The 25,179-nt window shown below is 71.1% G+C and carries 27 protein-coding genes; 7 read left to right on the forward strand and 20 right to left on the reverse strand.

The window, feature by feature from the left end; all coding sequences use genetic code 11:
* Nucleotides 1–111: 111 nt before the first annotated feature.
* From ACIRRY_RS35350 to sigE, 4 genes are all read right to left on the reverse strand, one after another.
* Entirely contained in the window at nt 112–552 is a 441-nt protein-coding gene (locus ACIRRY_RS35350; RefSeq protein ID WP_403981042.1) for a sec-independent translocase, read from the reverse strand.
* A gap of 223 nt (nt 553–775) precedes the next feature.
* Nucleotides 776–2,584 (reverse strand): trypsin-like peptidase domain-containing protein, encoded by a 1,809-nt coding sequence (locus ACIRRY_RS35355; protein ID WP_403981044.1) that lies wholly within the window; start codon nt 2,582–2,584, stop codon nt 776–778.
* 77 nt (nt 2,585–2,661) lie between these two features.
* The gene (locus tag ACIRRY_RS35360; protein ID WP_403981046.1) at nt 2,662–3,660 is read right to left on the reverse strand and encodes an anti-sigma factor family protein; all 999 of its coding nucleotides are present in this window, start codon (nt 3,658–3,660) and stop codon (nt 2,662–2,664) included.
* Nucleotides 3,657–4,358: an RNA polymerase sigma factor SigE gene (gene sigE, locus ACIRRY_RS35365; protein WP_019072074.1), complete on the reverse strand. Its 702-nt coding sequence runs from the start codon at nt 4,356–4,358 to the stop codon at nt 3,657–3,659. Before sigE ends, ACIRRY_RS35360 begins: the two co-directional genes overlap by 4 nt.
* A 282-nt stretch (nt 4,359–4,640) precedes the next feature.
* Between sigE and ACIRRY_RS35370 the strand changes: the two genes are divergently transcribed.
* Nucleotides 4,641–5,339, forward strand: a complete 699-nt coding sequence (locus ACIRRY_RS35370; protein WP_329265624.1) for an O-methyltransferase — start codon at nt 4,641–4,643, stop codon at nt 5,337–5,339.
* Nucleotides 5,340–5,762: 423 nt separating this feature from the next.
* Here the strand turns inward: ACIRRY_RS35370 and ACIRRY_RS35375 are convergent, their stop codons facing one another.
* Both ACIRRY_RS35375 and ACIRRY_RS35380 read right to left on the reverse strand, forming a co-directional pair.
* Nucleotides 5,763–5,930, reverse strand: coding sequence for a DUF3117 domain-containing protein (locus ACIRRY_RS35375; RefSeq protein WP_003966491.1), 168 nt, complete (start codon nt 5,928–5,930; stop codon nt 5,763–5,765).
* Between the two features lie 144 nt (nt 5,931–6,074).
* Nucleotides 6,075–6,239, reverse strand: coding sequence for a hypothetical protein (locus ACIRRY_RS35380; protein WP_403981049.1), 165 nt, complete (start codon nt 6,237–6,239; stop codon nt 6,075–6,077).
* 67 nt (nt 6,240–6,306) lie between these two features.
* On the opposite strand from ACIRRY_RS35380, the gene ACIRRY_RS35385 reads away from it, so the two are divergent.
* A complete protein-coding gene (locus tag ACIRRY_RS35385) occupies nt 6,307–7,110 on the forward strand; it encodes an enoyl-CoA hydratase/isomerase family protein (RefSeq protein WP_403981052.1) in 804 nt (267 codons plus the stop codon).
* Nucleotides 7,111–7,117: 7 nt separating this feature from the next.
* On the opposite strand, the gene ACIRRY_RS35390 is transcribed toward ACIRRY_RS35385, so the two are convergent.
* Both ACIRRY_RS35390 and ACIRRY_RS35395 read right to left on the reverse strand, forming a co-directional pair.
* Nucleotides 7,118–7,699: a DNA-3-methyladenine glycosylase I gene (locus tag ACIRRY_RS35390; protein WP_403981054.1), complete on the reverse strand. Its 582-nt coding sequence runs from the start codon at nt 7,697–7,699 to the stop codon at nt 7,118–7,120.
* Nucleotides 7,696–8,046, reverse strand: coding sequence for a DivIVA domain-containing protein (locus ACIRRY_RS35395; protein WP_403981476.1), 351 nt, complete (start codon nt 8,044–8,046; stop codon nt 7,696–7,698). The genes ACIRRY_RS35390 and ACIRRY_RS35395 overlap by 4 nt, the downstream gene beginning before the upstream one ends.
* A 135-nt stretch (nt 8,047–8,181) precedes the next feature.
* Between ACIRRY_RS35395 and folP the strand changes: the two genes are divergently transcribed.
* Nucleotides 8,182–9,042, forward strand: a complete 861-nt coding sequence (folP, locus tag ACIRRY_RS35400) for a dihydropteroate synthase (RefSeq protein WP_403981056.1) — start codon at nt 8,182–8,184, stop codon at nt 9,040–9,042.
* A gap of 13 nt (nt 9,043–9,055) precedes the next feature.
* Here the strand turns inward: folP and ACIRRY_RS35405 are convergent, their stop codons facing one another.
* Together ACIRRY_RS35405 and dapE are read right to left on the reverse strand one after the other, a co-directional pair.
* A complete protein-coding gene (locus tag ACIRRY_RS35405) occupies nt 9,056–9,814 on the reverse strand; it encodes a TIGR00730 family Rossman fold protein (protein WP_043674715.1) in 759 nt (252 codons plus the stop codon).
* A 77-nt stretch (nt 9,815–9,891) separates the two neighbouring features.
* Nucleotides 9,892–10,971, reverse strand: coding sequence for a succinyl-diaminopimelate desuccinylase (gene dapE, locus ACIRRY_RS35410; protein ID WP_403981060.1), 1,080 nt, complete (start codon nt 10,969–10,971; stop codon nt 9,892–9,894).
* An 85-nt stretch (nt 10,972–11,056) separates the two neighbouring features.
* On the opposite strand from dapE, the gene ACIRRY_RS35415 reads away from it, so the two are divergent.
* Together ACIRRY_RS35415 and ACIRRY_RS35420 are read left to right on the forward strand one after the other, a co-directional pair.
* Entirely contained in the window at nt 11,057–12,055 is a 999-nt protein-coding gene (locus tag ACIRRY_RS35415; protein ID WP_403981062.1) for a heavy metal transporter, read from the forward strand.
* A gap of 272 nt (nt 12,056–12,327) precedes the next feature.
* Nucleotides 12,328–12,780, forward strand: coding sequence for an ATP-binding protein (locus ACIRRY_RS35420; protein WP_403981065.1), 453 nt, complete (start codon nt 12,328–12,330; stop codon nt 12,778–12,780).
* A gap of 120 nt (nt 12,781–12,900) precedes the next feature.
* On the opposite strand, the gene ACIRRY_RS35425 is transcribed toward ACIRRY_RS35420, so the two are convergent.
* Together ACIRRY_RS35425 and fdxA are read right to left on the reverse strand one after the other, a co-directional pair.
* Nucleotides 12,901–13,995 (reverse strand): bifunctional succinyldiaminopimelate transaminase/glutamate-prephenate aminotransferase, encoded by a 1,095-nt coding sequence (locus ACIRRY_RS35425; RefSeq protein WP_403981068.1) that lies wholly within the window; start codon nt 13,993–13,995, stop codon nt 12,901–12,903.
* A gap of 155 nt (nt 13,996–14,150) precedes the next feature.
* Nucleotides 14,151–14,477, reverse strand: coding sequence for a ferredoxin (gene fdxA, locus ACIRRY_RS35430; RefSeq protein WP_200686623.1), 327 nt, complete (start codon nt 14,475–14,477; stop codon nt 14,151–14,153).
* A gap of 140 nt (nt 14,478–14,617) precedes the next feature.
* On the opposite strand from fdxA, the gene ACIRRY_RS35435 reads away from it, so the two are divergent.
* Together ACIRRY_RS35435 and ACIRRY_RS35440 are read left to right on the forward strand one after the other, a co-directional pair.
* A complete protein-coding gene (locus ACIRRY_RS35435; RefSeq protein WP_403981072.1) occupies nt 14,618–15,643 on the forward strand; it encodes a GNAT family N-acetyltransferase in 1,026 nt (341 codons plus the stop codon).
* A 17-nt stretch (nt 15,644–15,660) separates the two neighbouring features.
* The gene (locus ACIRRY_RS35440) at nt 15,661–16,512 is read left to right on the forward strand and encodes a tetratricopeptide repeat protein (RefSeq protein WP_403981074.1); all 852 of its coding nucleotides are present in this window, start codon (nt 15,661–15,663) and stop codon (nt 16,510–16,512) included.
* A 130-nt stretch (nt 16,513–16,642) separates the two neighbouring features.
* Here ACIRRY_RS35440 and ACIRRY_RS35445 read toward each other — a convergent pair whose 3' ends face one another.
* From ACIRRY_RS35445 to ACIRRY_RS35480, 8 genes are all read right to left on the reverse strand, one after another.
* Entirely contained in the window at nt 16,643–17,257 is a 615-nt protein-coding gene (locus ACIRRY_RS35445) for a response regulator (RefSeq protein ID WP_403981077.1), read from the reverse strand.
* Nucleotides 17,254–18,471, reverse strand: a complete 1,218-nt coding sequence (locus ACIRRY_RS35450) for a sensor histidine kinase (protein WP_403981080.1) — start codon at nt 18,469–18,471, stop codon at nt 17,254–17,256. Before ACIRRY_RS35450 ends, ACIRRY_RS35445 begins: the two co-directional genes overlap by 4 nt.
* The gene (locus ACIRRY_RS35455; protein WP_403981083.1) at nt 18,468–19,217 is read right to left on the reverse strand and encodes an ABC transporter permease; all 750 of its coding nucleotides are present in this window, start codon (nt 19,215–19,217) and stop codon (nt 18,468–18,470) included. Before ACIRRY_RS35455 ends, ACIRRY_RS35450 begins: the two co-directional genes overlap by 4 nt.
* Nucleotides 19,211–20,137 (reverse strand): ABC transporter ATP-binding protein, encoded by a 927-nt coding sequence (locus ACIRRY_RS35460; RefSeq protein ID WP_403981086.1) that lies wholly within the window; start codon nt 20,135–20,137, stop codon nt 19,211–19,213. The genes ACIRRY_RS35455 and ACIRRY_RS35460 overlap by 7 nt, the downstream gene beginning before the upstream one ends.
* A gap of 173 nt (nt 20,138–20,310) precedes the next feature.
* The gene (locus ACIRRY_RS35465; protein WP_403981089.1) at nt 20,311–23,055 is read right to left on the reverse strand and encodes a hypothetical protein; all 2,745 of its coding nucleotides are present in this window, start codon (nt 23,053–23,055) and stop codon (nt 20,311–20,313) included.
* Between the two features lie 150 nt (nt 23,056–23,205).
* Entirely contained in the window at nt 23,206–23,625 is a 420-nt protein-coding gene (locus ACIRRY_RS35470) for a DUF6113 family protein (protein ID WP_403981091.1), read from the reverse strand.
* Entirely contained in the window at nt 23,625–24,521 is an 897-nt protein-coding gene (mshB, locus tag ACIRRY_RS35475) for an N-acetyl-1-D-myo-inositol-2-amino-2-deoxy-alpha-D-glucopyranoside deacetylase (protein ID WP_403981093.1), read from the reverse strand. Before mshB ends, ACIRRY_RS35470 begins: the two co-directional genes overlap by 1 nt.
* 36 nt (nt 24,522–24,557) lie before the next feature.
* On the reverse strand, nt 24,558–25,175 hold the full coding sequence (locus ACIRRY_RS35480; protein WP_403981095.1) for a Uma2 family endonuclease: 618 nt from the start codon (nt 25,173–25,175) through the stop codon (nt 24,558–24,560).
* Between the last annotated feature and the right edge of the window lie 4 nt (nt 25,176–25,179).

A 25,179-nucleotide genomic window follows, 5' to 3' on the forward strand; every position in this document is an offset into this window, starting at 1 on the left:
GTGGAGGTATGAGACGCGTCACGTGGGAGGCGCGCGGGGAGGTTCGCGTGAGGCGCTCGGGACGTGCCCGGGACGTGCCCTGGACGGGTTCCGGAAGACGGCCGGGAGGGGTCAGGTCGCGTCCGCGTCGAACGGCGGGCGGTCGTCCTTCTCCGGGTCCTCGGGCTTCTTGGTCATGTCGAGACGACCACCGGACGACGACGGGGAGGAAGAGGAGGACGAGGGGTTGTCGGCGTTCTGCACCGCCTCCGTGACCTCGGCCATCTCCTTCTTCAGGTCGAAGCCGTTGCGGATCTCCTTGAGCCCCAGCTCGTCGTTGTCCAGCTGCTTGCGCAGGAACGTCTTGGGGTTGAGGTCCTCGAAGTCGAAGTCCTTGAACTCCGGACCGAGCTCCTCGCGGATGTCCGCCTTGGCGCTCTCCGAGAACTCTCGGATCTTCCGGATCGTCCGCATGACGTCCTGGATGACCTTGGGGAGCTTGTCCGGACCGAAGACGAGCACGGCGAGGACGATGATCGTCACCAGCTCTAGCGGTCCTATGTCATTGAACACCTGAAGCTCCTAGCGATGTCCTCGGTCCTCGGCCCTCGGTGGTCTGTGCGGTCTTCCGTGGTCCGGGCCGGGTCCACGGTACCCGTCGATCCCACCCGACCGGTACTGTCCCGGGGGCTACGAGTGGGTGTACACGAACGGTTTTCCGGGTTGTTTGCCTAGTGGGACGGGTCGCGGGGCTCCCACCTGTGACGTTTCTGTCAATCCCGGCTCGATTCCCGGCTCATTCACCGGTCGAGGAGCCCAGGACGAGCGACACGGTCAGGTCCCTGCCGTTCCGCCGGAGGGTCAGGCGCAACTGGTCGCCGGGGCGGTGGGCGCGGGTCCTGACGATGAGTTCGTCGCCGGAATGGACGCGCTCGCCGTCCACCTCGGTGATGACGTCGCCCGCCTTGAGGCCGGCCCGGGCACCGGGTCCGCCCGCGGTGACGGCCGGGCCGTCGCCGTTGCCCTTCGTGGCGACGCGGGCTCCGTCTCCCGTGTAGTCCAGGTCGAGGGTGACGCCGATGACGGGGTGGGTCGCCCTGCCTGTGTTGATCAGTTCCTCGGCGACCCGCTTGGCCTGGTTGACGGGAATGGCGAACCCGAGCCCGATCGACCCGGCCTGTCCGCCCTCCACCCCGGCCCCGTCGTCGGCGGACCGGATCGCCGAGTTGACCCCGACCAGCCGCCCCTGCGCGTCGAGCAACGGCCCGCCGGAGTTGCCGGGGTTGATGGGCGCGTCGGTCTGGAGGGCGTCGACGTACGACACATCACTGCCGTCCGAGGCCTCACCGCCGGCCGTGATGGGCCGCTCCTTGGCGCTGATGATCCCGGAGGTCACGGTGTTGTCGAGACCGAAGGGCGCGCCGATCGCCACGACGGGGTCACCGACCCGGACGTTGTCGGAGTTCCCGAGCGGCATCGGCTTGAGCCCACGCACCCCGCTCACCTGCACGACGGCGAGGTCGTACCCGGTGTCGTGCCCGACGACCCTGGCCTTGACGGTCTGCCCCCCACCGAAACTCACGGATATCTCGCCGTCACCGCCGGCGGGCTGCACCACATGGTTGTTGGTGAGGATGTGCCCCCGGGTGTCCAGCACGATCCCGGTACCGGTCCCCGACTCCTCGTCCCCGGTCACATGCAGGGTCACCACACTGGGCAACGCCCGAGCGGCGATCCCGGCGACGCTGCCGGGCGCCCGCCCACCGTCCTCCTCCCCGGCCTGCGGCAACACGACGTCCCCACCACCGCCGTCCCGCTCCAGCCGCGCTCCTACGACGCCACCGATGCCGCCGCTGAGGAGGGCGAGGGCGACGGCCGAGGCGGCGAGGAGTTTCCGGGTACGGGAGCGACGCTGCTCGGGGGTGGGGGTCGGGGTGCCGGCCTGTTGGAGAGGGGCGGGGAGTGCCCAGGGGTCGTAGCGGGCCCAGGGGTTGGCGGGTGGGGTGTCGGAGTAGGGCGACGCGGAGGTGTCGGCAGGTGCGGCAGGGTGCGTGACCGGTGGGACGGCGCCGGGGGCTGCCGTGGGGGCCTGTGGGGCCGTGCCGGGCGCGGAGGCATCCGGCGGATGCACCGGATGCTGAATGGGCGGTGCGGACGCCCAGGGGCCGGGCCCGCCGTACGGCGGGGTGCTGTAGTGGTCGGGGTCGTGCGGGGGCTTGGGCTGCTCAGGGGGCGGGAAGGCCGCGCCATGGGCTGTCGGGGGTTCGGGCGCGGGAGGCTCCGGTTCGGAATCACCGTCAACACCCGCGAGCGTAGGGCCAGTTGGAGCCCGGCCTGCAACCTGGTCCGAAGCCACGAGCCGACCCGCAAGCCGATCCGCCTCGGTGTCGCCGCGAGCGTCGTCCTCGGCCACGCCATCGGCCAAGGCTCCCGGCACAGGGCGCCCCAGCTCGAAATCGCCCCCGCCTGAGCCCACTTCACCGCTCAGCCCCTCGGAAGGCGGCCGTAGCGCAAAGTCCCCGTCGATAGCCTCGGCAACCCTGGCGTCCCCGGGAGCCCCGGTGCTCGTCCTCGCGGGCCCCTGTTCCGGCGTCCCCTCGTTCATCGTCCCCCCACCGCTGGCCGCGCCACCCCGTACTCCCCGGATTCAACCAGGTTCGCGGGGCGTGGCGCAGGGGCCGGTCAGTGGAGTGGGTGGGAGGGGGACGAGGAGGTGGGAGAGGGGGACGAGGTGGCGTCGGGAGCCGGTGTGCGGAGCAGGCCGGGGGCCATGACCTCGGGGGCCGCGGACCATGACGTGAGGGAGATCGGCGGGGTCGCGTCGATCGGGCGTATCAACGGGGACATGACCGCCGCTCCGGCCATCACCGGTGCGGTCAGCGTGTGCAGGACCTCGTCGCCCTGGACGGCCGCGGGCGAGGGCACTCCGGGCAGCAGCGGCGCGGAGACGGAGGTCGGCTGCGTCGCGGTGTCGCCGAGCATCGACCGCTGGCTCGTCCCCTGGGCGAGCAGGGGTCCGACGCCACGGCGACGACCCGCGTCGGTGGTGGCCGCCGCGCCCGCGCCCTGCGTACGCGCCGGTGTCACACCCGTACCGCCGCGCGCCTCCGCGGCCGTGTCGCCCGGTGCGACCGTGGCCACGCCGCCCAGGGCGATCGCCGCCAGCGACACCGCTCCGGCGGCGACGAAGGCGAACCGCATCCCGCGCGAGGCGGAGCGGTCGGCGTCGTGCCGGCTGACGTCATGGATACGGAAGCCCTCGCGGGCGGACCGGGAGGGACGGGAGGGAGCTGACGGGGTCAGGGCCGTGGCCGCGTGCGGGCCCGCCGGGACGTAGCCGAACTCGAACGCGTCGAGCGGGCCGTCTCTTTTGACGCCGAAGACACCGATCCCGGCGGCGAACAGTCCTCCACCGGGCGGCTCCTCGCCGTCCATGTCACCGCCTCCCCCGGGGAGGCCCTGCAGACGGGCCAGGAAGCTCTCGGAGGGCGGCGGCGGGGCCATTTCCGCGAACACGTTCTTCAGTCGGCGCTGCGCGTCGGCCTCGACCTTGCACTTCGTACAGGTGGCCAGATGCGCCAGGACACGCTCGCGCGACTCATGACCGAGCTCCCCGTCCACCAGGGCGGAAAGTCGGTCTCCCAGGTGCTGCTCCGCAGGCGTAGGACGTGATCCACTCACGCGGTCGCGCCCCCTCCCCCCAGCGCGGGCACACGCGCCACGAAGGAACGGCGCTCGGCCCGTGCTTCCGGCGAGCGGTGCGCGAGGGCCTTGCGGAGCTGGGAGCGGCCTCGGTGGATCCTGGAGCGGACCGTGCCGAGCTTGACGCCCAGGGTCGCGGCGATCTCCTCGTAGGAGAGGCCCTCGATGTCGCACAGGACGACCGCCGCCCGGAACTCCGGGGCGAGGGTGTCCAGGGCCTGCTGGACGTCCGCGTCGAAGTGCGCGTCGTTGAAGACCTGCTGGGGCGACGGCTCGCGGCTGGGCAGTCGCTCGGCCGCGTCCTCCCCCAGCGCGTCGAAACGGATGCGCTGCTTGCGGCGGACCATGTCCAGGAAGAGGTTGGTGGTGATGCGGTGCAGCCAGCCCTCGAAGGTGCCGGGCGTGTACGTCGACAGCGAACGGAAGACCCTGACGAAGACCTCCTGTGTGAGGTCCTCGGCGTCGTGCTGGTTCCCCGTCAGGCGGTACGCGAGCCGGTACACACGGCCGCTGTGGGTGCTGACGATCTCCTCCCAGGTGGGCGGAGTCCACGCCTGCCCGTCCGCGTCGGTGGAGAAGGTCGCGGTCTGGGCATGGTCAGCGGCGTGGCTGTGGTCAGCAGCGGTGTCGTTCACGGATTTCGGCCTGCCCGCCGATCCGAGAAAGCGCCGGAGCACTCCTCCCCGATCCACAGGTACAGCCGCACCTCCCCTGTCGGCTCTGGTGGTGTCCAGTGGAGCCCCTACCATAGCCACCTCGCCCGTTAGCTCCGGATAAGCGGTTTTACGAGAATTTGATACACGCTCATACCGACCTGGCGGTCGCGTGAGCCGACGCTCGTGCTCCTGCTCGGGCCGCTGCCCGTGCCTCTGCCCGATGGGCTGATCCATCCTCATCCCCCGCTCTTCCCTCCGGCCGCGTCCCCCAGTGCATTCCTCCCCCTCTAAACGCCCGGTCCCATCAGCAGGTTCCCGGCACCAACGGATACAGTCACGCCCAGGCAACCACGGGGACAGGAGAGGGTCATTACCGGCAACCGGCAGACGAGCTGGGCGTTCGCCGACGCCTATGTCGCCGAGGACGAAGCACTGCGCTGGGCCCGTGACCGGGCCCGCGAGGCAGGGCTGCGCTCGGTGTCGCCCGGCACGGGCGCCGCGCTGCGGATGCTCGCCGCCACCGTGGACGCGAAGGCGGTGGCGGAGATCGGCACCGGGACCGGCGTCTCCGGAATGCATCTTCTGTACGGCATGCGGCCGGACGGGGTACTGACCACCGTCGACCCGGAGCCGGACCACCAGCAGTTCGCCCGCCAGGCCTTCCGCGCCTGCGGCTTCGCCAGCAACCGGGCCCGCTTCATCCCGGGCCGCGCCCTGGACGTCCTGCCCCGGCTCGCGGACGCCGGCTACGACCTGGTGTTCTGCGACGGCGACCGCCTGGAATTCCTGGACTATCTCGCTGAATCGTTGCGCCTGCTGCGTACGGGTGGCCTGGTGGTCTTCGAGGGCGTCTTCGCCAACGGCCGCACCGTCGACTCCAGCCCCCAGCCCACCGAAGTCCTACGGCTGCGCGAGCTGCTCCGCGCCGTACGCGAGAGCCCGGAGCTGGTGCCGTCCCTGCTCCCGGTGGGCGACGGGCTGCTCTGCGCGGTCAAGCGCTAGGGCCTTCGGCGGATCAGGTCCCGGGAGATCGGCGGCATCTGTTCGGCGCCGGTGAGCGGAGTCCGGTGCGTGCAGCTGCGAGGCGGCGGCGGGTGGCGGCGCCATGGGGGTCACCCGCGCGAGGTCGTTCCAGCGTCAGGTCGCGGGAAGTCGGCCGTATCCGGTGGGCGCCGCTGGGCCGGGCGTGGCGTGTGCGGCCGCAAGGCGGAGGAGACGTCGCCATCGGGGGCCGCGGCCGACGCGTAGACAGAGCGTCGGTGACGACAACGCCGCAGGTGTGCGAGCCCGGCCCCGCGTCGGCGGCTGATCCGCCGGACGGGCCCTCGGCAGCCCGTAGGACCCCGCGGCACCCGGGAAAGCAGCGACCCCGGCACCGTCTCGGGTGCCGGGGCAGCTGAAGGGGTATGGTCGCGTTCCGCCGCGTCAGCCGACGACCTTCTTGAGGGCGTCGCCCAGGGCGTCGGCCTCGTCAGGGGTCAGCTCGACGACGAGCCGACCGCCGCCTTCGAGCGGAACGCGCATGACGATGCCCCGCCCCTCCTTGGTCACCTCGAGCGGGCCATCGCCCGTCCGCGGCTTCATGGCCGCCATGCTCGTTCCCCTTCCTGAAACCAGCTCATCGTCGCCGACGGCCCCATGGAGGGCACGCGCGGCCCCTAATGAGACACGCGTCACCGGCATCGAACACATTGCTTCCAGGCCATTATCCCGCATCTCAGGACCCGATGACCAACATCAGTCGGCATCGCTTGGGCAACGCGCGCGAGCAAAACCACTCAATTCGCCGATGTGACTGCGATACTCCGCCGCCGCGCCGACCTCGGCCGACCCGATCCGGACCGGAATTCTTTGACGCAGGTCACACGTCCGGTCCGGTGCGCGGACGGTGATCTCCGCCATGCTGTCCTACGTAACCGGGCCGTACCGACCGGTACGCCCGAGCCGCGGACACCGGAGGAGACACACCATGGCGGACACCGTGCTCTACGAGGTGAGCGACGGACTCGCGACGATCACGCTGAACCGCCCCGAGGCGATGAACGCGCTGAACATCGCGACCAAGGTCGCCCTCCGGGACGCGGTACAGGCCGCGGCGGCCGACGACGCCGTACGGGCCGTGCTGCTGACGGCGGCCGGGGAGCGGGCGTTCTGCGTGGGCCAGGACCTCAAGGAGCACATCACGCTGCTGGAGTCCGACCGCAAGGCCGGGACCGGGGCCACCATGACCACGGTCAAGGAGCACTACAACCCCATCGTGCGGGCGCTCGCCGGGATGGCGAAGCCCGTGGTCGCCGGGGTCAACGGCGTGGCTGCGGGCGCCGGTTTCGGGCTCGCGCTGGCGGCGGACTACCGCGTCGTCGCGGACACGGCCGGCTTCAACACGTCCTTCGCGGGGGTCGCGCTGACCGCGGACTCCGGCATCTCCTGGACGCTGCCCCGCGTCGTCGGACCGGGCCGCGCCTCCGACCTGCTGCTGTTCCCGCGCACGATCAAGGCGCAGGAGGCGTACGACCTCGGGATCGCGAACCGGCTGGTCCCCGCCGGTGAGTTGCACGCCGAGGCCGAGAAGGTGGCCAGGCTGCTGGCGGACGGGCCGACGGTGGCGTACGCGGCGCTGAAGGAGTCGGTTGCGTACGGCCTCTCGCACACCCTTGAGGAGACGCTGGAGAAGGAGGACGAACTCCAGGCCCGGGCGGGCGCGTCGGAGGATCACGCGATCGCCGTGGAGGCCTTCGTCAACAAGGAGACGCCGAAGTACCTGGGCCGCTAGACACCCCTCAGGGGGCGCTTCTCGCCACGCAGGTCTCCAAGTGGTCGTTGACCAAGCCGCACGCCTGCATCAGGGCGTACGCCGTCGTCGGGCCGACGAATTTCAGGCCCCGTTTCTTCAGGGCCTTGGACAGGGCCGTCGACTCCTCCGTGACCGCCGGGACGTCCCCGAGTCTCTTCGGGGCCGGGCCCGGGGCCGGAGCGTGGGACCAGATGAACTCGTCGAGTTCGCCCGGCGCCCAGTCGGCCAGCACGCGCGCGTTGGCGATCGTTGCGTCGATCTTGAGGCGGTTGCGGATGATGCCCGCGTCGAGGAGCAGGCGTTCGCGGTCGGCGTCCGTGAACGTGGCGACCTTGGAGATGCTGAAGCCGTCGAACGCGGCCCGGAAGCCCTCGCGGCGGCGCAGGATCGTGATCCAGGAGAGGCCGGACTGGAAGGCCTCCAGGCTGAGCCGCTCGTAGAGGGCGTCGTCGCCGTGGACCGGGCGGCCCCACTCCTCGTCGTGGTACGAGACGTAGTCCTCCGTGGACAGCGCCCAGGGGCAGCGCAGGCCGCCGTCAGGACCGGCGACGGCCGCACCCTCGCTCACTGCTGGTCGCCTTCGGCCGGCTTCCGCATGGAGACGTTGGCGGTGGCCAGCGCGCCCGCCAGCGCGGACTCCAGGTCGGCGATCCGGGCGTCGCGCTCGGCGAGTTCGGCGGCGACACGGCTCAGCGCGTCGTCCACCTCGGCCATGCGGTAGCCCCGCGCGGCGAGCGGGAAGCGGAGGGTCTCGATGTCGGCGTGGTCCACCGGCCGGTCCACCGGCAGCGGGTCGTCGAGGCGCTCGGGCGCGACCTCGGGCAGCGGAGCGCTGTCGCCGCCGCCGATCACCGAGAGCGTCACGGCGCCGACCACGACGGCGAGCGCGACGACCAGGAACAGGAACATGAACATCGCTGGGGTCTCCACGGGCGTCGATGTCGGACGTGCCGAAGCCGAATGTGTCAGGGTCCGATCGTGCCATGCGACGCTGACAGTTAGGGTCACAGGCGGCTGAAGACCGGTATGTACGAAGAGAGGTCACAGGGGATGCTCAGGCTGGGCAGGCGTGAATTCGACGCGCACGAGCCGGTGATCATGGCGATCGTGAACCGGACCCCGGACTCCTTCTACGACCAGGGGGCGACGTTCCGCGACGAGCCCGCCCTCGCGCGCGTGGAGCAGGCGGTGGCCGAGGGCGCCGCCATCATCGACATCGGCGGGGTCAAGGCCGGACCCGGCGAGGAAGTGACCGCCGAGGAGGAGGCGCGGCGCACGGTCGGCTTCGTGGCCGAGGTGCGGCGGCGCTTCCCGGACGTGGTCATCAGCGTCGACACCTGGCGGCACGAGGTCGGCGAGGCCGTCTGCGAGGTCGGCGCGGATCTCCTGAACGACGCGTGGGGCGGGGTGGATCCCCGGCTCGCGGAGGTGGCCGCGCGGTACGGCGTGGGGCTGGTGTGCACGCACGCGGGCGGCGCGGAGCCGCGTACCCGGCCGCACCGCGTGACGTTCGACGACGTCATGGCCGACATTCTGCGGGTGACCCTCGGTCTCGCCGAGCGGGCCGTTTCACTGGGCGTGCCCAGGGAGTCGGTGCTGATCGATCCCGGGCACGACTTCGGGAAGAACACCCGGCACAGTCTGGAGGCGACCCGGCGGCTCGGGGAGATGGTCGGGACGGGGTGGCCCGTGCTGGTCTCGCTGTCCAACAAGGACTTCGTGGGCGAGACCCTCGACAAGCCGGTCAAGGAGCGGGTCGTCGGCACGTTGGCGACCACTGCGGTGTCCGCGTGGCTGGGCGCGCAGGTGTACCGGGTGCACGAGGTCGCGGAGACGCGGCAGGTGCTGGACATGGTGACGTCGATCGCTGGGCATCGGCCCCCGGCGGTGGCCCGCCGAGGGCTCGCGTAGCCGCCGGACTGCCTTAGCGGCCGGCTTCCTTGGACACCAGCGCGACCGCCTCGTCCACGTCGTCCGTCACGTGGAACAGCAGCAGGTCCTTCTCCGACGCCTTGCCCTGGGCGATCAGGGTGTTCTTCAGCCAGTCGACGAGGCCGCCCCAGTACTCGCTGCCGAAGAGGACGATCGGGAAGCGGGTGACCTTCTGGGTCTGCACCAGGGTGAGCGCCTCGAAGAGTTCGTCGAGGGTGCCGAGGCCGCCGGGGAGGACCACGAAGCCCTGGGCGTACTTGACGAACATCATCTTGCGGACGAAGAAGTAACGGAAGTTCAGCCCGATGTCGACGTACGCGTTGAGCCCCTGCTCGAAGGGCAGCTCGATGCCGAGGCCGACGGAGATGCCCTTGGCCTCCAGGGCGCCCTTGTTGGCCGCCTCCATGGCTCCGGGGCCGCCGCCGGTGATCACGGCCCACCCGGCCTCCACGAGGGCGTGTCCGAGCCGTACGCCCGCTTCGTACTCCGGTGAGTCCGGCTTGGTGCGGGCCGAGCCGAACACGCTGATCGCGGGCGGCAGTTCGGCCAGTGTGCCGAAGCCCTCGATGAACTCCGACTGGATCCGCAGGACGCGCCACGGGTCGGTGTGGACCCAGTCCGAGGGGCCGCCCGCGTCCAGGAGGCGCTGGTCGGTCGTGCTCGCGGTCACCTGGCCGCGCCGCCGGAGGACCGGTCCCAGGCGCTGCTCCTCCGGTGGCTGCTGCTTGCCCTCGGGGTTGCCTGTAGCCATGTGCGCTCCCTCCACTTGCAGGTGTTTCGTACCTCAGCGTAGGTCTACGCGGGTTACGGAGGGGGGACATACGGATGTCAGCCGGTGAGCCAGTCCCGCAGCCGCCGCTCCGCCTCGGGGATGAGAGCCGCCTCGACCCTCTCGTCCACCTTGTGGGCGAGGAGTTGGGCACCCGGGCCGTAGTTCACCGCGGGAACGCCGAGCGCGCTGAAACGGGCCACGTCGGTCCAGCCGAACTTGGGGCGGGCCTCGCCGCCGACGGCCGCCATGAACGCGGCGGCGGCCGGGTGGGTCAGGCCGGGGCGGGCCCCTCCGGTGTGGTCGTCGACGACGAACTCGTCGACCCCGCAGTCGGCGAAGTAGTCCCGTACGAACGCCTCCGCCTCCTCCTCGCTGCGGTCGGGCGCATAGCGGAAGTTGACAACAAGGGTGCACGCGTCGGGGATGACGTTCGTGGCCACTCCCCCTTCGACGCGTACCGCGTTGAGGCCCTCGTGGAACCGAAGGCCGTCCACCACGGGCGTGCGGGGTTCGTACGCGGCGAGCCTGGCCAGCGCCCGCGAGGCCGCGTGGATCGCGTTGGAGCCCATCCACGCGCGCGCGGAGTGCGCTCGTTCACCCTTGAACTTCAGGAACACCCTGAGCGTGCCCTGGCAGCCGCCCTCGACCTGACCGTCCGTCGGCTCCAGGAGGACCGCGAAGTCGCCCTCCAGCCAGTCGGGATGAGCCTCGGAGACATGCTTGAGTCCGTTGAGGTGGGCGGCGACCTCCTCGTTGTCGTAGAAGACGAACGTCAGGTCGCGGTTGGGGGCCAACACCGTTGCCGCGATGCGGAGTTGGACCGCCACGCCGGACTTCATGTCGCAGGTTCCGCAGCCCCACAGGACGCCGTTCTCGTCGAGGCGCGAGGGGACGTTGTCGGCGATCGGGACCGTGTCGATGTGGCCCGCCAGGACGACGCGTTCGGTGCGGCCGAGGCCGGTGCGCGCGACGACGTTGTTGCCGTACCGGTCGACCCTCAGGTGCGGCAGGGTGCGCAGCGCGGTCTCGATCGCGTCCGCGAGGGGCTTCTCGCTGCCGCTCTCCGAGGGGAAGTCGACGAGCTGCGCGGTGAGCCGGGCGGCGTCCAGTGTGAGGTCAAGCGGGGTGTCGGACATGGCGTCGACCCTAACGCGCACAGCCTGTGCGCCGGTTGTCCACACCCGGCGCACCGGTAACAGGAGCCTCCAGTACCTTGTGGGGATGCTGCAGTCCCCCACCCCCAAGAAGCGTCGACGAGGCCGCCTCTTTCGTTTCCTCTCGGCCTTCGTCGTGCTGCTCGCGGTCGCGGGCTATCTGGTCGTCCAGTACGTCACCGGCGGCCGGGGCGGGCCCGGTTGCAAGGTGGTCTCCGGCAAGGACGACGGCCAGAAGTACGAGTTCTCGCAGGAGCAGACGATGAACGCGGCGACGATCGCCGCCGTCGGCACCGGGCGCGGGATGCCGGAGCGGGCCGTCACGATCGCGCTCGCGACCGCCCTCCAGGAGTCGCAGCTCGTCAACATCCAGCACGGCGACCTGGATTCGCTCGGCCTGTTCCAGCAGCGGCCCTCGCAGGGCTGGGGCACCAAGAAGGAGATCCTGGACCCGACGTACGCGGCGGGCGTCTTCTACGAGCACCTGGCCAAGGTGGACGACTACCAGAAGCTCCCCCTCACCGTCGCCGCGCAGCGCGTGCAGCGCAGCGGCTACCCGGAGGCGTACGCCAAGCACGAGCCCGAGGCCACGCTGTTGTCCGCCGCCCTCACGGGCCAGGCGGCCGCCACGCTGACCTGCCAGGGTCTCCCGGACTCCACCGTGGCCGCCACCGGCCCGGACGCCGTACGGGCCGCGCTGGTACGGGACTTCGGGCGCACGGTGCTGAAGGAGACGGGCGCGGAGGTGACCGGGGGCTCGACGTCCGCGGACAAGGTCAAGGCGGAATCAGAGTCCGGGTCCGGGGCCGAGTCCACGCCGACGCCCGGCGCGAGCGCCACGGGCGGGAGCAGCACGGTGACCCTGCCGGTGAAGTCCGGCAGCACGCGGACCGGCTGGCAACTCGCGCACTGGGCGGTGGCCAACTCCTCGGAGCTGCACATCGAGCGCGTGTCGTACGCCGGCCGCGAGTGGGCCGCCGGCAGCGCGGACGACCCGTGGCACTCGACCGCCTCGAAGGCTTCCGGCGGGGTCCGCATCGTGACCCAGGGGCAGGTCGAGCAGTAGTACGGGTCCTCACCCGCAGGGGTTATGCGTGGTCGATCCGGGGTCGGGTGTGGTCGGGTTTTCACACGGACGTCCTCGTGTGCGCCGAAGTCCTTGGAAACAAAGGGCTGCGGGCATTCTGCAGGCTTTCACACCGGGCGCTCTTTGTCCGTTTTTATCCGTAGCTGATAATGCGACGCATTGCCAACTCTTTACGTTGCCGCTCCGCAACCTTCGCGCGCTTCGAGCGGTAGTCACTGCGTCCGAGCCCGGAGATCAACACAAGGAGTCTCATGTCCCTCCCCCTGACCCGCCGGATCGCCCGTGCCGCGCTGCTCGTCGCAGCGGGAGCGGCAGCCGGGGTCGGTGCGGCCGGCTCCGCCAGTGCGGCCCCCTCCCTGCCGGCCACCCCGAACCTGGGCGCGCTGACCGCCCTGGACGGGGCGAGCGTCGGCAACACGGTCGACGGCGCGAGCCAGAACGTCACGGGGGTCGCCGGCAAGTCCGGTGGCCAGACGCTGGAGAAGGCGGTGCCGGCCGCAGGCAAGACCGGTGGGAAGGTTGCCAAGACGGTGGCTCCGGCCGCGCAGCACGTCGCCGGGGATACGGCGGGGCAGGCGGGTGGCCTGCTCGGCGAGACGGCGAAGACCGCGACGGCGGGTGGCGGGTTGCCGACGGACGCGGTGACCAAGGGTGGACTGCCCAAGGCTCAGGAGCTGCCCCTTAAGGGTCTGCCGCTTGGCTGAGTGGGCCTTGGCTGAAGGGGTCCAGGGAGTTCCCTGGACCCCTTCATTGCGTTGTTTTTCGGCTTGCGGCCGGTGGGGGCTTGTCGCGCGGTTCCCCGCGCCCCTAAAGGCAAAAAGCCTTCAGCCGAGCCGGTTTACAGCTGCCCTTACTCGTTCATCCGTAGCCGTCAGGGCCACTCGTACGAAAGTCTCGCCCGCTTCTCCGTAGAAGTCGCCCGGGGCCACCAGGATGCCCAAGTCGGCGAGGTGGGACACCGTGTCCCAGCAGGACTCGTCGCGCGTCGCCCACAAGTAGAGGCTTGCCTCGCTGTGTTCGATGCGGAAGCCGTGGGACACGAGGGCCTCACGCAACAGCGACCGGCGGGCAAGGTAGCGCTCGCGTTGTTCCTGGACGTGGGTGTCGTCGGCCAGGGCCGCCACCACCGCTGCCTGGGTCGGGGCCGAGGTCATCATGCCGCCGTGCTTGCGGATCTCCAGGAGCGGAGCCAGGACCGCCGGGTCGCCGGCCAGGAAGGCCGCGCGGTAGCCCGCGAGGTTCGAGCGCTTGGAGAGGGAGTGAACCGCGACGAGCCCGTCGTAGGAACCGCCGTTGACGTCCGGGTGCAGGACCGAGACCGGGTCGGCCTCCCAGCCCAGTTCGAGGTAGCACTCGTCCGAGAAGATGAGGATGCCGTGCTCGCGCGCCCACGCGACGACCCGGGTCAGCTCGTCCTTGCCCAGCACCCGGCCGGTCGGGTTCGAGGGCGAGTTGAGCCAGAGGAGCTTCAGGCCCTCGGGGTCGAGGGTCGTGGGGTCGTCGTAGACCTCGTACTCGGCGCGGGCCAGGCGGGCGCCCACCTCGTACGTCGGGTAGGCCAGGCGGGGGTAGGCGACGCGGTCGCCGGGGCCCAGGCCCAGTTGGGTGGGGAGCCAGGCGACGAGTTCCTTGGAGCCGACGATCGGCAGGACGTGGCGGTGGGTGACGTCCCGGGCGCCGAGGCGGCGCTCGACCCAGCCGGTGAGCGCGTCACGCAGGGCCGGGGTACCCCAGACCGTCGGATAGCCGGGCGAGTCGGCCGCGTCGATCAGGGCCTTCTGGATCAGATCGGGGACCGGGTCCACCGGGGTGCCGACCGACAGGTCGACAATGCCGTCCGGGTGTGCCGTCGCCGTCTTCTTGTACGGCTCCAGCTTGTCCCAGGGGAAGGTGGGGAGGCGATCGGTGACTGCGGACACGGTTACTCGCTCACTTTCTTCGGTACGCCAGGTACGCCCAGTACGCGCGGCACCCCCGACACGGCCGGTACGGCAAACGCCTCGGCCCCGTACGGCGACCGGGGCGATCTGGCCGTACGGGACCGAGGCGGCGCGCGCGTCTGTGCGGGCCGCTCTTACTCGCCCTGGTTCTGCGGCGGCAGCGCGGCGACGAAGGGGTGGTCGCGCTCGATCAGGCCCAGCTTGCTGGCGCCGCCCGGGGAACCGAGCTCGTCGAAGAACTCGACGTTCGCCTTGTAGTAGTCCTTCCACTCCTCGGGAGTGTCGTCCTCGTAGAAGATCGCCTCGACCGGGCACACCGGCTCACAGGCGCCGCAGTCGACGCATTCGTCCGGGTGGATGTACAAGGACCGGGAGCCCTCGTAAATGCAGTCGACCGGGCACTCCTCGATGCACGCCTTGTCCTTGACGTCGACACAAGGCTGCGCGATGACGTAGGTCACGCTGTCGTTCCTCCTCGATAGGGCGCTGGCGGGCCTCCGTAGGCTCCGCCGCCAGGCGCGCTGGAGCGCGGCGTCGTCCATGCCCGCACCTAGTATCTCCGTTCCGGGGCGTGATCCATACAGGAGGGGTGAACTGACCTGTGGAAATCTCTGCGGCCGGACGTCTTGAGGTCCGGATCACCGCTGCTGACGTGGGCAAACGGGTGTCCGTCAGGCGCTTGACAGGTGCTGAAGACACGACGGAGAAGTTCACCGACACGGTGGGTGTTCTCACATCATGGGACAGCGGTGTGCTGACGATCACACGGAAGGGTGGGGAGTCCGTGCGTATTTCGGAATCCTCGCTGGTGGCCGGCAAGGTCGTGCCGGCCGCTCCGGCCCGTCGCCGAGGACCTTCCGCCGCGTACCGCGAACTGGCGCAGGTCTCCGCGCGCGGCTGGCAGCCGGTGGAGGGCGAGCGGCTCGGCGAGTGGGAGCTGCGCGCCGCCGCCGGGTTCACCCGGCGCGCCAACTCCGCGCTGCCGCTCGGCGATCCCGGCCTGCCCCTCGACGCGGCCCTCACCGCTGTACGACGGTGGTACGGCGACCGCGGCCTGCCCGCGTACATCCAGACCGCGACCGGCGCCGACGGCACCCAGGAGCCGCTCTGCGCCGAGTTGGAACAGCGGGGCTGGACCCGTGAGGTGACCGCCGAGCTGTGGGTCGGCGCGCTGGCCCCGATCGCCGACCGGGCCGACGCGTCCGGCGTCGTCCTATCCCGGACGGCCGACGAGGCGTGGCTGGCCCGCTATCAGCGCAAGGGGGTGAGCGAGGTGGCTCTGAAGGTGCTGGGGAGCGGCCCTTCGGTGTGGTTCGCGACGGTGCCCGGTGACGGTGACGAGCCCGCCGCGATCGGGCGGTGTGTCGTCGACGGGCGATGGGCCGGGTTCGCGGCCGTCGAGGTCGATCCCGCGCTACGGCGGCGGGGGCTGGCCTCGCTCGTCATGGCCGCGTTGGCCTCGCGGGCGCTGGACGAGGGGGCGTCGGCCGCGTGGTTGCAGGTCGAGGCGGACAACGCGGGGGCGCGGGCGCTGTACACGGGGATGGGGTTCGGGGCGCATCACGCCTATCACCACTACCGCGAGCCTGTGGTCCCTGCTGATTCCGGCCCGCACGGATCGTCGTGAGGGGGTACGAGTTCGCCATGTCCGCGCCCTGGCCGCCGCCGGCCGAACGGTTCGCCGAATTGCGTCGCCTGTTCGCCGAGGAGGCTCGGTCCGAGCGGCCCGATCTGGTCACGCTCTGCCTGCTGGTGGGGGCGGCGGCGGACGGGGCGCTGGACGACGCGGGCATCGACTCGGCACAGGTCGAACTGGACCGGCTGGCGGGGCAGTTGCCGTTCCGGCCCGGCGGGCCGGCGGCCTGGGCGAGCGCGCTGCGTCAACTCCTGGGCGTCCGCTTCGAGTTCCGCGGTACGCCCGGCGACTACCAGCGGCTGGAGTCCTCGTTGCTGCACGCGGTGCTGCGGCGCCGGCGCGGGCTGCCGATCCTGTTGTCCGTGGTGTGGATGGAGGTCGCTCGGCGGGCGGGGGCTCCGGTGTACGGGGTCGCTCTGCCGGGGCACTTCGTCGTGGGGTTCGGGGCGGCGGAGGAGCAGGTGCTGGCCGATCCGTTCGACGGGGGGAGGGTGTTGACGGGCGGGGACGCGGAGTTGTTGGTGGCGGGGGCGACGGGGGCTTCGCTGGAGCCCTCGATGCTTGTGCCCGCGGCGCCTTTGGAGGTTGTGTCCCGTGTCCTGAACAACATCCGGGCGTGGGCTGCGGCTCGGCCGGAGCGGTCGGATGTTGCTTTGTGGGCTGTGGAGTTGGCGTTGGTGATGCCTTCGCATCCCGCGCGGTTGCGGTATGAGCGGGCTCAACTGCTGGTTGAGCGGGGGGATTTCCTCAGTGGGGCGGCCGAACTGGAGGCGTATGCGGAGGTGGTGGCGGTGGTGGATGAACCTGCTGCCGATCGGGTGCGGGGGCAGGCGCGGTCGGCTCGCTCCAGGTTGAACTGACCTTCACCTATGCGCCGTTGAGCTCTGGTCGTCTTGCGTGCGCAGGCGCGTCGTGGCTGGTCGCGCCCACGCGGCGGAGCCGCAAATCGATACAGCCCCGCGCCCCTGGGTGAGCTGCCCTGGCCTGTGTCTACAGCCAGCCCTTCTCCCTTGCGATGCGCACCGCCTCTGCCCGGTTCCGTACCGCCAGTTTCTGGATGGCTGTCGAGAGGTAGTTGCGGACCGTGCCCTGTGACAGATGGAGGGTCGTTGCCAGTTCGGCGTTGGTGGAGCCTTCTGCCGCTGCCCTCAGGATCTCGCGCTCGCGGTCGGTCAGAGGGTTCGCGCCCCCGGCGAGCGCCGCTGCGGCCAGCGTTGGGTCGATGACCCGCTCCCCGGTCAGTACCTTCCGCACTGCTTGCGCCAGTTGGGCCGCGGGGGCGTCCTTGACCAGGAAGGCGTCCGCGCCCGCTTCCATGGCGCTGCGGAGGTAACCGGGGCGGCCGAAGGTCGTGAGGACGACCAGTTTCACCTCGGGGAGCGCCTTGTGGACCTGGGCCGCCGCCTCGATGCCCGTGCAGCCCGGCATCTCGATGTCGAGGAGGGCCACGTCCACGGCGTGCTGTCGGGCCGCCGCCAACACCTCGTCGCCGCGCGCGACTTGGGCGACGACCTCGATGTCGTCCTCCAGGCCGAGCAGTGCGGCCAGTGCCTCGCGGACCATCGACTGGTCCTCGGCGAGGAGGACCTTGATCGTACGGCTCATGCGGGCGATCCTACGTCCGTCGAGGTGGGCGGAGTGCCCGCCGGCACCCGTGCGACCAGCCGGAAGCCGTGTTTGAGGCGGGAAGCCTCCAGGGAGCCGCCGACCTTCGCGAGGCGCTCGCCCAGGCCCGTCAGACCGTTGCCGGGGCCCTTGCCCGAGCCGCCCGAGCCGTTGTCCTCGACGGAGAGTTCGAGCGTCGGGCCGTCCAGGGTCTGGCGTCGGACCAGTTCGACCACGCAGCGCCGGGCGCCGCTGTGCCGTACGACATTGGTGGTCGCCTCGCGCAGGGCCCAGGCGAGGGCGGACTCGCGTTCCTCGGAGACGGTGGTGAGGTCCGGTTCGGCGGGGAGGTCGGCGATGACTCCGGCCGCCGTCAACGCGACCTGGGCGCCCGCGAGTTCGCCGGCCAGGCGGGGGCGACGGTAGCCGGTGACCGCCTCGCGGACGTCCACCAGGGCCTGGCGGCTGACCTGTTCGATGTCCGCGACCTGCTGGGCCGCCTTGTCGGGGTGGTCGGGGAGCATCCGGCCGGCCAGCTCGCTCTTCAGTGTGATCAGGGAGAGGGAGTGGCCCAGGAGGTCGTGCAGGTCGCGGGCCAGGCGCAACCGCTCCTCGTTCGCCGCGAGTTGGGCGACCGTGGCCCTCGCCTTGCGCAACTCGACCGTCGTGCGCACGAGTTGCCGTACGCCCGTCATCGAGTAGCCCACCAGCAACACCACCAGGAACAGGCCCCAGGCTTCGTCCAGGTCGTCGACGAACCAGCCCGCCAGCATCATGGCCGCGGTGGTCAGCGGGATCGTCCAGTACGCGGCGCTCAGGGGCAGGGCCACGCCGCAGGAGACGGAGACGTAGACGAAGAGGCCGAGCCAGGAGTTGCCGAGGCTGAGGGCCAGCGCGACGGCCAGCACCCACATCATGGCGACCAGCGCGGCGACGGCCCAGCCGGAGTAGGGGCGGCCCACGGTGCGGAACACGACGGCCAGGTAGGTCCCGGTGAAGGCCACCAGGCCCACCCAGCCGGCCGCCGTGGCCGAGGTGGTGTGATGGTCGGCCAGCAGGTCCCGCACGGGCGCGCCGAGGAAGACCAGCCAGGGCAGGATCCACACCAGCTTGCGCAGTACCTCGCCCCGGTTGCGGGGCGGCTGCCCGATCCGCACCAGGCGGTCCGCCCGGGCCTCCTCGTCGGACCGCAGGTCTTCCGTCATCGCGCTCACGCCTTCAGCGTGTCCTTCCGGTACAGCCACGCCGCCCCGCCCGCGAAGAGCGCGAAGTAGACGACGAGGAGGGTGACGTCCTTGGCGTGGGGCGACTGGCTCTGCTCGATGGCCTGCCCCAGCGCAGCGTACGCGTGCGTGGGCAGCCACTTGGCGATGTCCTGGAGCCAGGTCGGGAAGGTCGAGGACGGGAACCAGAGGCCGCCCAGGATCGACAGGCCGAAGTAGACGATCATCGTGATCGGCCGGACCGCGTCCCCGCTGGCGAGGTAGCCGATGGCCACGCCGAGCGCCGCGAAGACCAGGCTGCCGGCCCAGATCGCGCCGGTCAGCGCGAGCCACTGCCAGGCGTCCAGCCGTACGTCCTTCACCAGGGCCGCGACGATGAAGACGACCACGATGGACGGCAGGCTGACGACGGCGGCGCTCGCGGTCTTGGCGAGGACGTAGCCGTGCCCGGGCAGCGGGGTCAGCCTCAACTGCCGTACCCAGCCGTTCTCGCGCTCCTTGGCGATGCGCTCGCTGTTGCCCATCAGGACGGCGGTCAGGGCGCCGAAGGAGGCCATCGAGACCATGACGTACTTCGCGATGCTCAGGCCGGTGCCGGCGACGTTGCCGGTCTGGTTGGAGACGAGCAGGAAGATGACGGAGGGGTAGATCACCGAGAAGAACAGGAACTTGCGGTTGCGCAGGGCGCGGGTGAGTTCCAGCTTGATCAGGCCCCGCGAAGCAAATGTATTCAGCATGACTGCTTGGCCTCCTCGGCGGTGGTGATGGCGACGAAGGCCTGCTCCAGGCCGAGCCCGGCGACTTCGAGGTTGCGGGGGTAGACGCCGAGGCCGTAGAGCGCGTGGACGGTCGCGTCGGCGTCGGTGGACTGGATACGGATCGTCTGGCCGGATACGTCGACCGAGGTGAGGAAGGGGAGGGACCGGATCGGGGCCTCGTCGATCTCGCCGTCCAGGTCGAAGGCGATCCGGCGGGCGCCGGCCTTCGCCTTGATCTCGGCGGAGGTGCCATCGGCGAGCAGCCGGCCGCGGTGCAGGACCAGGACGCGGTCCGCGATGGCGTCGGCCTCTTCGAGGTAGTGGGTGGCGAAGAGGACCGTACGGCCCTGGTCGGCCTGTTCGCGCATGGTGGCCCAGAAGGCCTGCCGGGCGGAGACGTCCATGCCGGTGGTCGGCTCGTCGAGGACGATCAGATCGCTGTCACCGGCGGTCGCGAGGGCGAAGCGGACGCGCTGGGCCTGGCCGCCGGAGAGCTTGTTGACCTTGCGGTCGGCGATCTGGGTGACGCCCGCGCGGGCGATGACATCGCCGACCTTGTACGGCTTCGGGTGCAAGTCGCAGGCCAGCTTGACCAGTTCACCGACCGTGACCTCGTCCATCAGCCCGCCGCTCTGCAGCATCGCGCCCACCCGCCCGGCGACGATCGCCTCGCGGGGGCTGGTGCCGAAGACGCTGACCTTGCCGGTGTCGGCCTGCTTGAGGCCCAGGAGCAGATCCAGGGTGGTCGACTTGCCGGCCCCGTTCGGCCCCAGCAGGGCCACCGTCTCCCCCGGGTGCAGCACGAGCGACAGCCCGTCCACGGCCCGTACATCGCCGTAGCTCTTGCTCACCTGATCGAACCCGACCACCGAGGTGGCCGTCGCCGCTGTTGTCGTCATGCCGTCCATCGTGGCCGCCGGGGGCCGGTCCCCGGCAGTGTCGACGGTCCGGTGTCGCGCATGACAGATGTCATGTCCTACGACCGATGCCCTGCCGTACGACGGTCGCTTCCGGACGACCGAGGGGGCACCCGGCGTGGTGCCGGGTGCCCCCTCGTGCGGTCGGCCACCGCCTAGTTGGGGGTCGTGTCGATGATCCCCACCCGGTCGGTCTTGCTGATCAGGGCCTGGCGCAGGGCGATGTAGACCTCCTGCGGTGTGACGGCCGTCTTCTGGCCGCTGGCGCGGGTGATCGTCACGCCGTCGAAGGTACTGCCGTAGAGCGTCTTCAGGGCGGCCAGGTCGGGGCTGTCGGTGAGCTTGCCGTTCACGGCCTTCACCCTGAGGAACTTCCACAGGGAGTTCTTCGGGCTCAGCGGCAGTGTGATCCCGGTGTCCGTCTTGACCTTGACGAGGTCGGACATCGCCGGCTCCGCGAAGGCCTTCATCTCGCGGTCGACCTCGGCGTTGGTGATCGTCGGCTGCTTGGTGGTCGTCGGGACGGTCACCGTGGTGGCCGTGCCGGTCTCCACCTCGCTGCGGTACGCCTCCTCGACGGCGCCGGTGGACGCGGTCGCGTCGATCGCCTTGCCCGCCTTGCCGTAGACGGCGACGGCCTTGCCGGAGGTGAACTGGATCGTGCCCTCGGTGACCGCGCCGGAGCCGGAGCCACCGCCGAGGTCGGAGAGGGCGGCGGCCAGCTTCTCCTCGTCGACCGGCATGACGGGGTCGACGACCCGGTGCTGGCCGAAGAGCGAGCCGATCACCGAGACCGGGTTGTAGTCGCTGGTGGCGGCCGCGCTGACGGTGGCCGTGGCGTCGAACTGCAGCCCCGCCTGGTCCGGCTTCAGCGAGACCGTCCTGCCGCCGACCGACAGCTTCAGCGGCTTGTTCACCCGGTCGCCGAACGCGTCGTCGAGCCTCTTGACGGCGTCGTCACGGGTGCCGCCGCCGATGTCGACGCCGAGCACGGTGGTGCCCTTGGGCACGTCGGTGTGGTTCATCAGCAGACCGGCGCCGTACGCGCCGCCCGCGATGACGACCACGCCGACGAAGAGCAGGACCAGCTTGCTGCGGCCCTTCTTCTTTTTCTTCGCGCCCTTGCCCGCCTTCTTCCCGGCGGGCGCGCTCTGCGCCGAACCGGGCTCGGGCGTCTTCGGGGGTGTGTGCGGCAGCGGCCCGTCGGGGTGGGTACCGGTGCCGAACGGCGAGGTCCCGGCACCCGGCACGACCGGCATACCGCTGGTGACGGTGTGCCCGGAGACCTGGTCGGCGGGGGCGCCGTAGCCCTGGCCACCCGGTCCGGGGGCCGGCTTCTGCGGGGTGAGGATCGCGGTGTCGTCGCTGAGACCACCGCCGGGGATCATGCCGCCGGGGAGGCTCGCGCCACCGGGGCCGCCCGGTCCCATGCCGGGACCGCCAGGGCCGCCCATGCCGGGGCCACCGGGACCCGCGCCGGGACCACCGGGGCCACCAGGACCACCGGGACCGCCGAGGTTGCCGGGACCACCGGGGTTACCAGGACCACCAGGCGCACCGGGACCGCCCGGGTTACCAGGCCTGCCGCGACCGCCGTGTCGGCCGGAGGTCGCACCCGGGCCGCCGGGACCACCGGGACCACCCGGCCCGGCGAGTCCAGCGGGACCGCCGACGCCGTTCGGGCCGCCCGGTCCGTCGGGGTAGCCGCTCGGCGCGCCCGGTGCTCCGCCCATGGGGCCGGGCGGCAACATCAGGCCGTTGCCGGTGACCGGACCGCCGGTCGGGCCCGCGGGGCCCTCGGGACCGCCCGGACCACCGCGCCCGTTCGGGCCGTTGAATCCGCTGGGTCCACCCGGACCACCGGGGCCTCCGGGACCGCCCGGACCGATGCCCTGCCCGCTCGGCCCGGGGAACTGTTCGGCTCGCGGGCCGGGGCCGCCCGAGCCGGGCAAACCGCCGAGCTCACCCTGACCGTTGGACCCGGGGAAACCACCCAGCTCGCCCTGACCGTTGGTGGACCCGGGATAGCCGCCCAGCTCACCCTGACCGTTGGGCTCGGGATAGCCGCCCTGGCCGCCGGGGCCCGCAGGTCCCGGGAAACCGCCCTGCTGCCCGTTCTCCGAGAAGTACGGCAGGTCGTCGCGGCGCGGTTCGCCCGGGCCGCCGACGTTGGGGCCGGGGGCGCCGTTCGGGCGTGACCCGTTGGGGCCCCGCGGTCCGGCCGCCAGTGCCTCGGTCACGTCGAAGGAGCCGGTGCCGCCGCCGTGTCCGGGGGCGACGGGTCCGGCGCCGGTGGCACCGCCGATTCCGGCGCCGTTCGTGCCGCCGCCCGCGCCGGGCAGACGGCTGGCGCCGGTGACGCTCATGCCGCCGACCACACCGCCGGGACGAGCACCGCTCGGCCGATTGCCGACGGGCGCACCGGGAGCCGGCGCACTCGGGGTACCCGCGGCCGAACCGCCGGGAATTCCCGCCCCGTTGGTGCCGCCACCGCCCTGACCGCCCTTCGCGGGGCCGGACTTGCGGGGCGCGAACCAGTCGCTCGTCTTCTCCTCGGCGCCGGGCAGCGCGAGTTCGGCGGTCGGCTCGACGACGCCCGCGGGCAGCGCGGAACTCGGCAACTGCGTCTCGGCGGTCGTGGATCCGTCGGCGGATCCGGTGTCCGCGACGGGCGTGCGCACGACCACAGGCGGAATCGGCCGCGAACCGGGGATGTTGATCCGGATCCGGGTCGTCAGCGTCGTCTCGGTCTTGCGTTCCTCCGGCTGCGCGGACGAACGCCCCGCATCCGTACGGTCGTCGGAAGCCGCGGGCGTCCCGTACGGCGGGGTCCCCGAGGGGTAAGCGGCTCCGCCGCGCCCGTCGGGCCCGGAGGACGGAGTGTCAGTTTCACGACTCAAGGCAAGTTCTCCCGGTTGGCTCCGCCGCCCGACACCCACGGGCGACTCGGCGGCGCGCACCACCATACTGGCCACTTCTTGGCGGTATCCCACGGCCGCTGGGGAAACCCACACCGGACTCGCACGCGCGCCTCACCGCGAAGTGGTACGTCACTTGCCAAGTCGGACGTCAGAGCTGCTTGGTTGCCGCCCCAAACCCAACGTGGCGCACATCACAGCTACAGCCATCCCACCGAGCAGGAAGAGATAGGAACCGACTCCCGCGCCGAAGAGGAAGTCGCCCTCCGGCCGACTGGCGGTGAGCAGAACAACGGCGACCATCCAGCCGGCGGCGGGCGCCACGGCCCCGCCCCTCCCGTCGGCCGCTCTCGCCCCGCCGAGGAACAGTCCGGCCGCTCCGACGAGCGCGAGCAGCAGCCCGCCGGGGAACCACGCGGCCTGCACCAGCGCCCCCGCCACCCCGACGACAGCGCCGAGCACGAAGAGCACGAGGTAGGCCAACACCCGTAGCCCGGACGGCCGTTGCAACGGCTGGGCGAGCAGACTCCCGCCGCCCTGGTTGGCACTCATCACAGGCCCAGCCCTTCGAAAAGATCGGTCTCGGGCACCGCACCGGGTACCCCTTGGACCAACTCGTAGTACTCGGTGGTGAATACGGGCTGCGCGAGCTCGTTCGACAACACGAAGTACGGCTGATCCGGGGCCACTTCGATCTGCGTGGCGTGCGCCCGCAGCGCGGCAATCTTTGCATCGTCGTAAGCGCTGCCGTCGACGGCAGTGGTGATCAGCTCCCCGTCGACGACACCGGGCACATCGTCCACGGCGGCCACCGCGTCGAAGGGCAGCTCCGGCAGCGCGTCACGCAGCCGCGCGAAACCCTCTTCCACGACGCTCCGGGGCACCCGGTTCCAGTAGACCTTGGCGACCGACTGCCCGGCGTCGGCGGCGAGTTGGGCGGCGCGCATGGCGACGCGGTGGGCCTGGATGTGGTCGGGGTGGCCGTAGCCGCCGTCGGGGTCGTAGGTGACCAGAACCTGGGGCCGGGTCTCGCGGATCACCTCGACGAGATGCCCGGCGGCCTCGTCGAGATCGGCCCGCCAGAAGCAGCCGGGGTCGTCGTTGTCCGAGGTGCCCATCATTCCGGAGTCCCGGTATCGCCCGGGCCCGCCCAAGAGGCGGTGATCGGTGACCCCGAGCGCCTTCATGGCGGCGCCGAGCTCCCGCTCCCGCTCCTCGGCCAGCCCGGCGCCCGACAGATGCCGTAGCGCGGGCGGGATGATCTCGCCACCCTCACCGAGCGTGCACGTGATCAGTGTCACGTGCGCACCCTCGGCCACGTACTTGGCCATCGTCGCGCCGTTGTTGATCGACTCGTCGTCCGGATGCGCGTGCACCAGCAGCAGACGACGAGCGCAGCGAGATGGGGGTCCCCCCGCCCGAAGGGTGGGGGAGGGCAGTTCGGTCATGTGCCTACCCTACGAGGCGTCCGGAACCCGGAGAGTTCAAGGCTTGGACTCACCGGTGACCCGGTCTCCGTAGCGCGGCAGATTGTCCGTCGGGATCGTCCAGTCGCCGATGGTGACGTCCTCGCCGTAGACGAAGTCCTTGCGGGTGGCGTAGCGGGGGCCGCCGGGGGTGGTGTGGATGTCGGTGAGGACGGCGCCGGTGCCGGTGCGGGGGTCGAAGACGGCATAGACGGGAATCCCGATCAGGGGGTAGTCGCGCATCTTGCCGACCCAGTCGTTGTCCGGGTTGGAACGGGAGACCACCTCGATGGCGGCGATCAACGTGCGCGGGTCGAACGAATCCGGCACGTCCATGTCTGCCCACGCGATCACCATCACATCGGGATGGCGCATGATGCCCTCGGCTTCAGCTTCCACATCCGGTGTACCCGTGTGAGCGACCAGTTCGTCCGGCATGACTTTCTCCAGGCGCTTGCGCAGGTGGAGCGTGGTCAGCTCGTGCGGACCGATGGGCGCCATCATGTCGTGGACGATCCCTTCCTTGGTGATCTCGAACTTGCCGGGAAGGGTGTCGTCCATGGACCGCACGACGTCCCTCATGGCCCGGTACTGGTGGGAGGCGCCCTGCTGCGCGTTGTCCGAGGCGATGGTCATGGCG

Source organism: Streptomyces sp. NPDC101776 (genome assembly GCF_044766845.1).
Classification (GTDB): domain Bacteria; phylum Actinomycetota; class Actinomycetes; order Streptomycetales; family Streptomycetaceae; genus Streptomyces.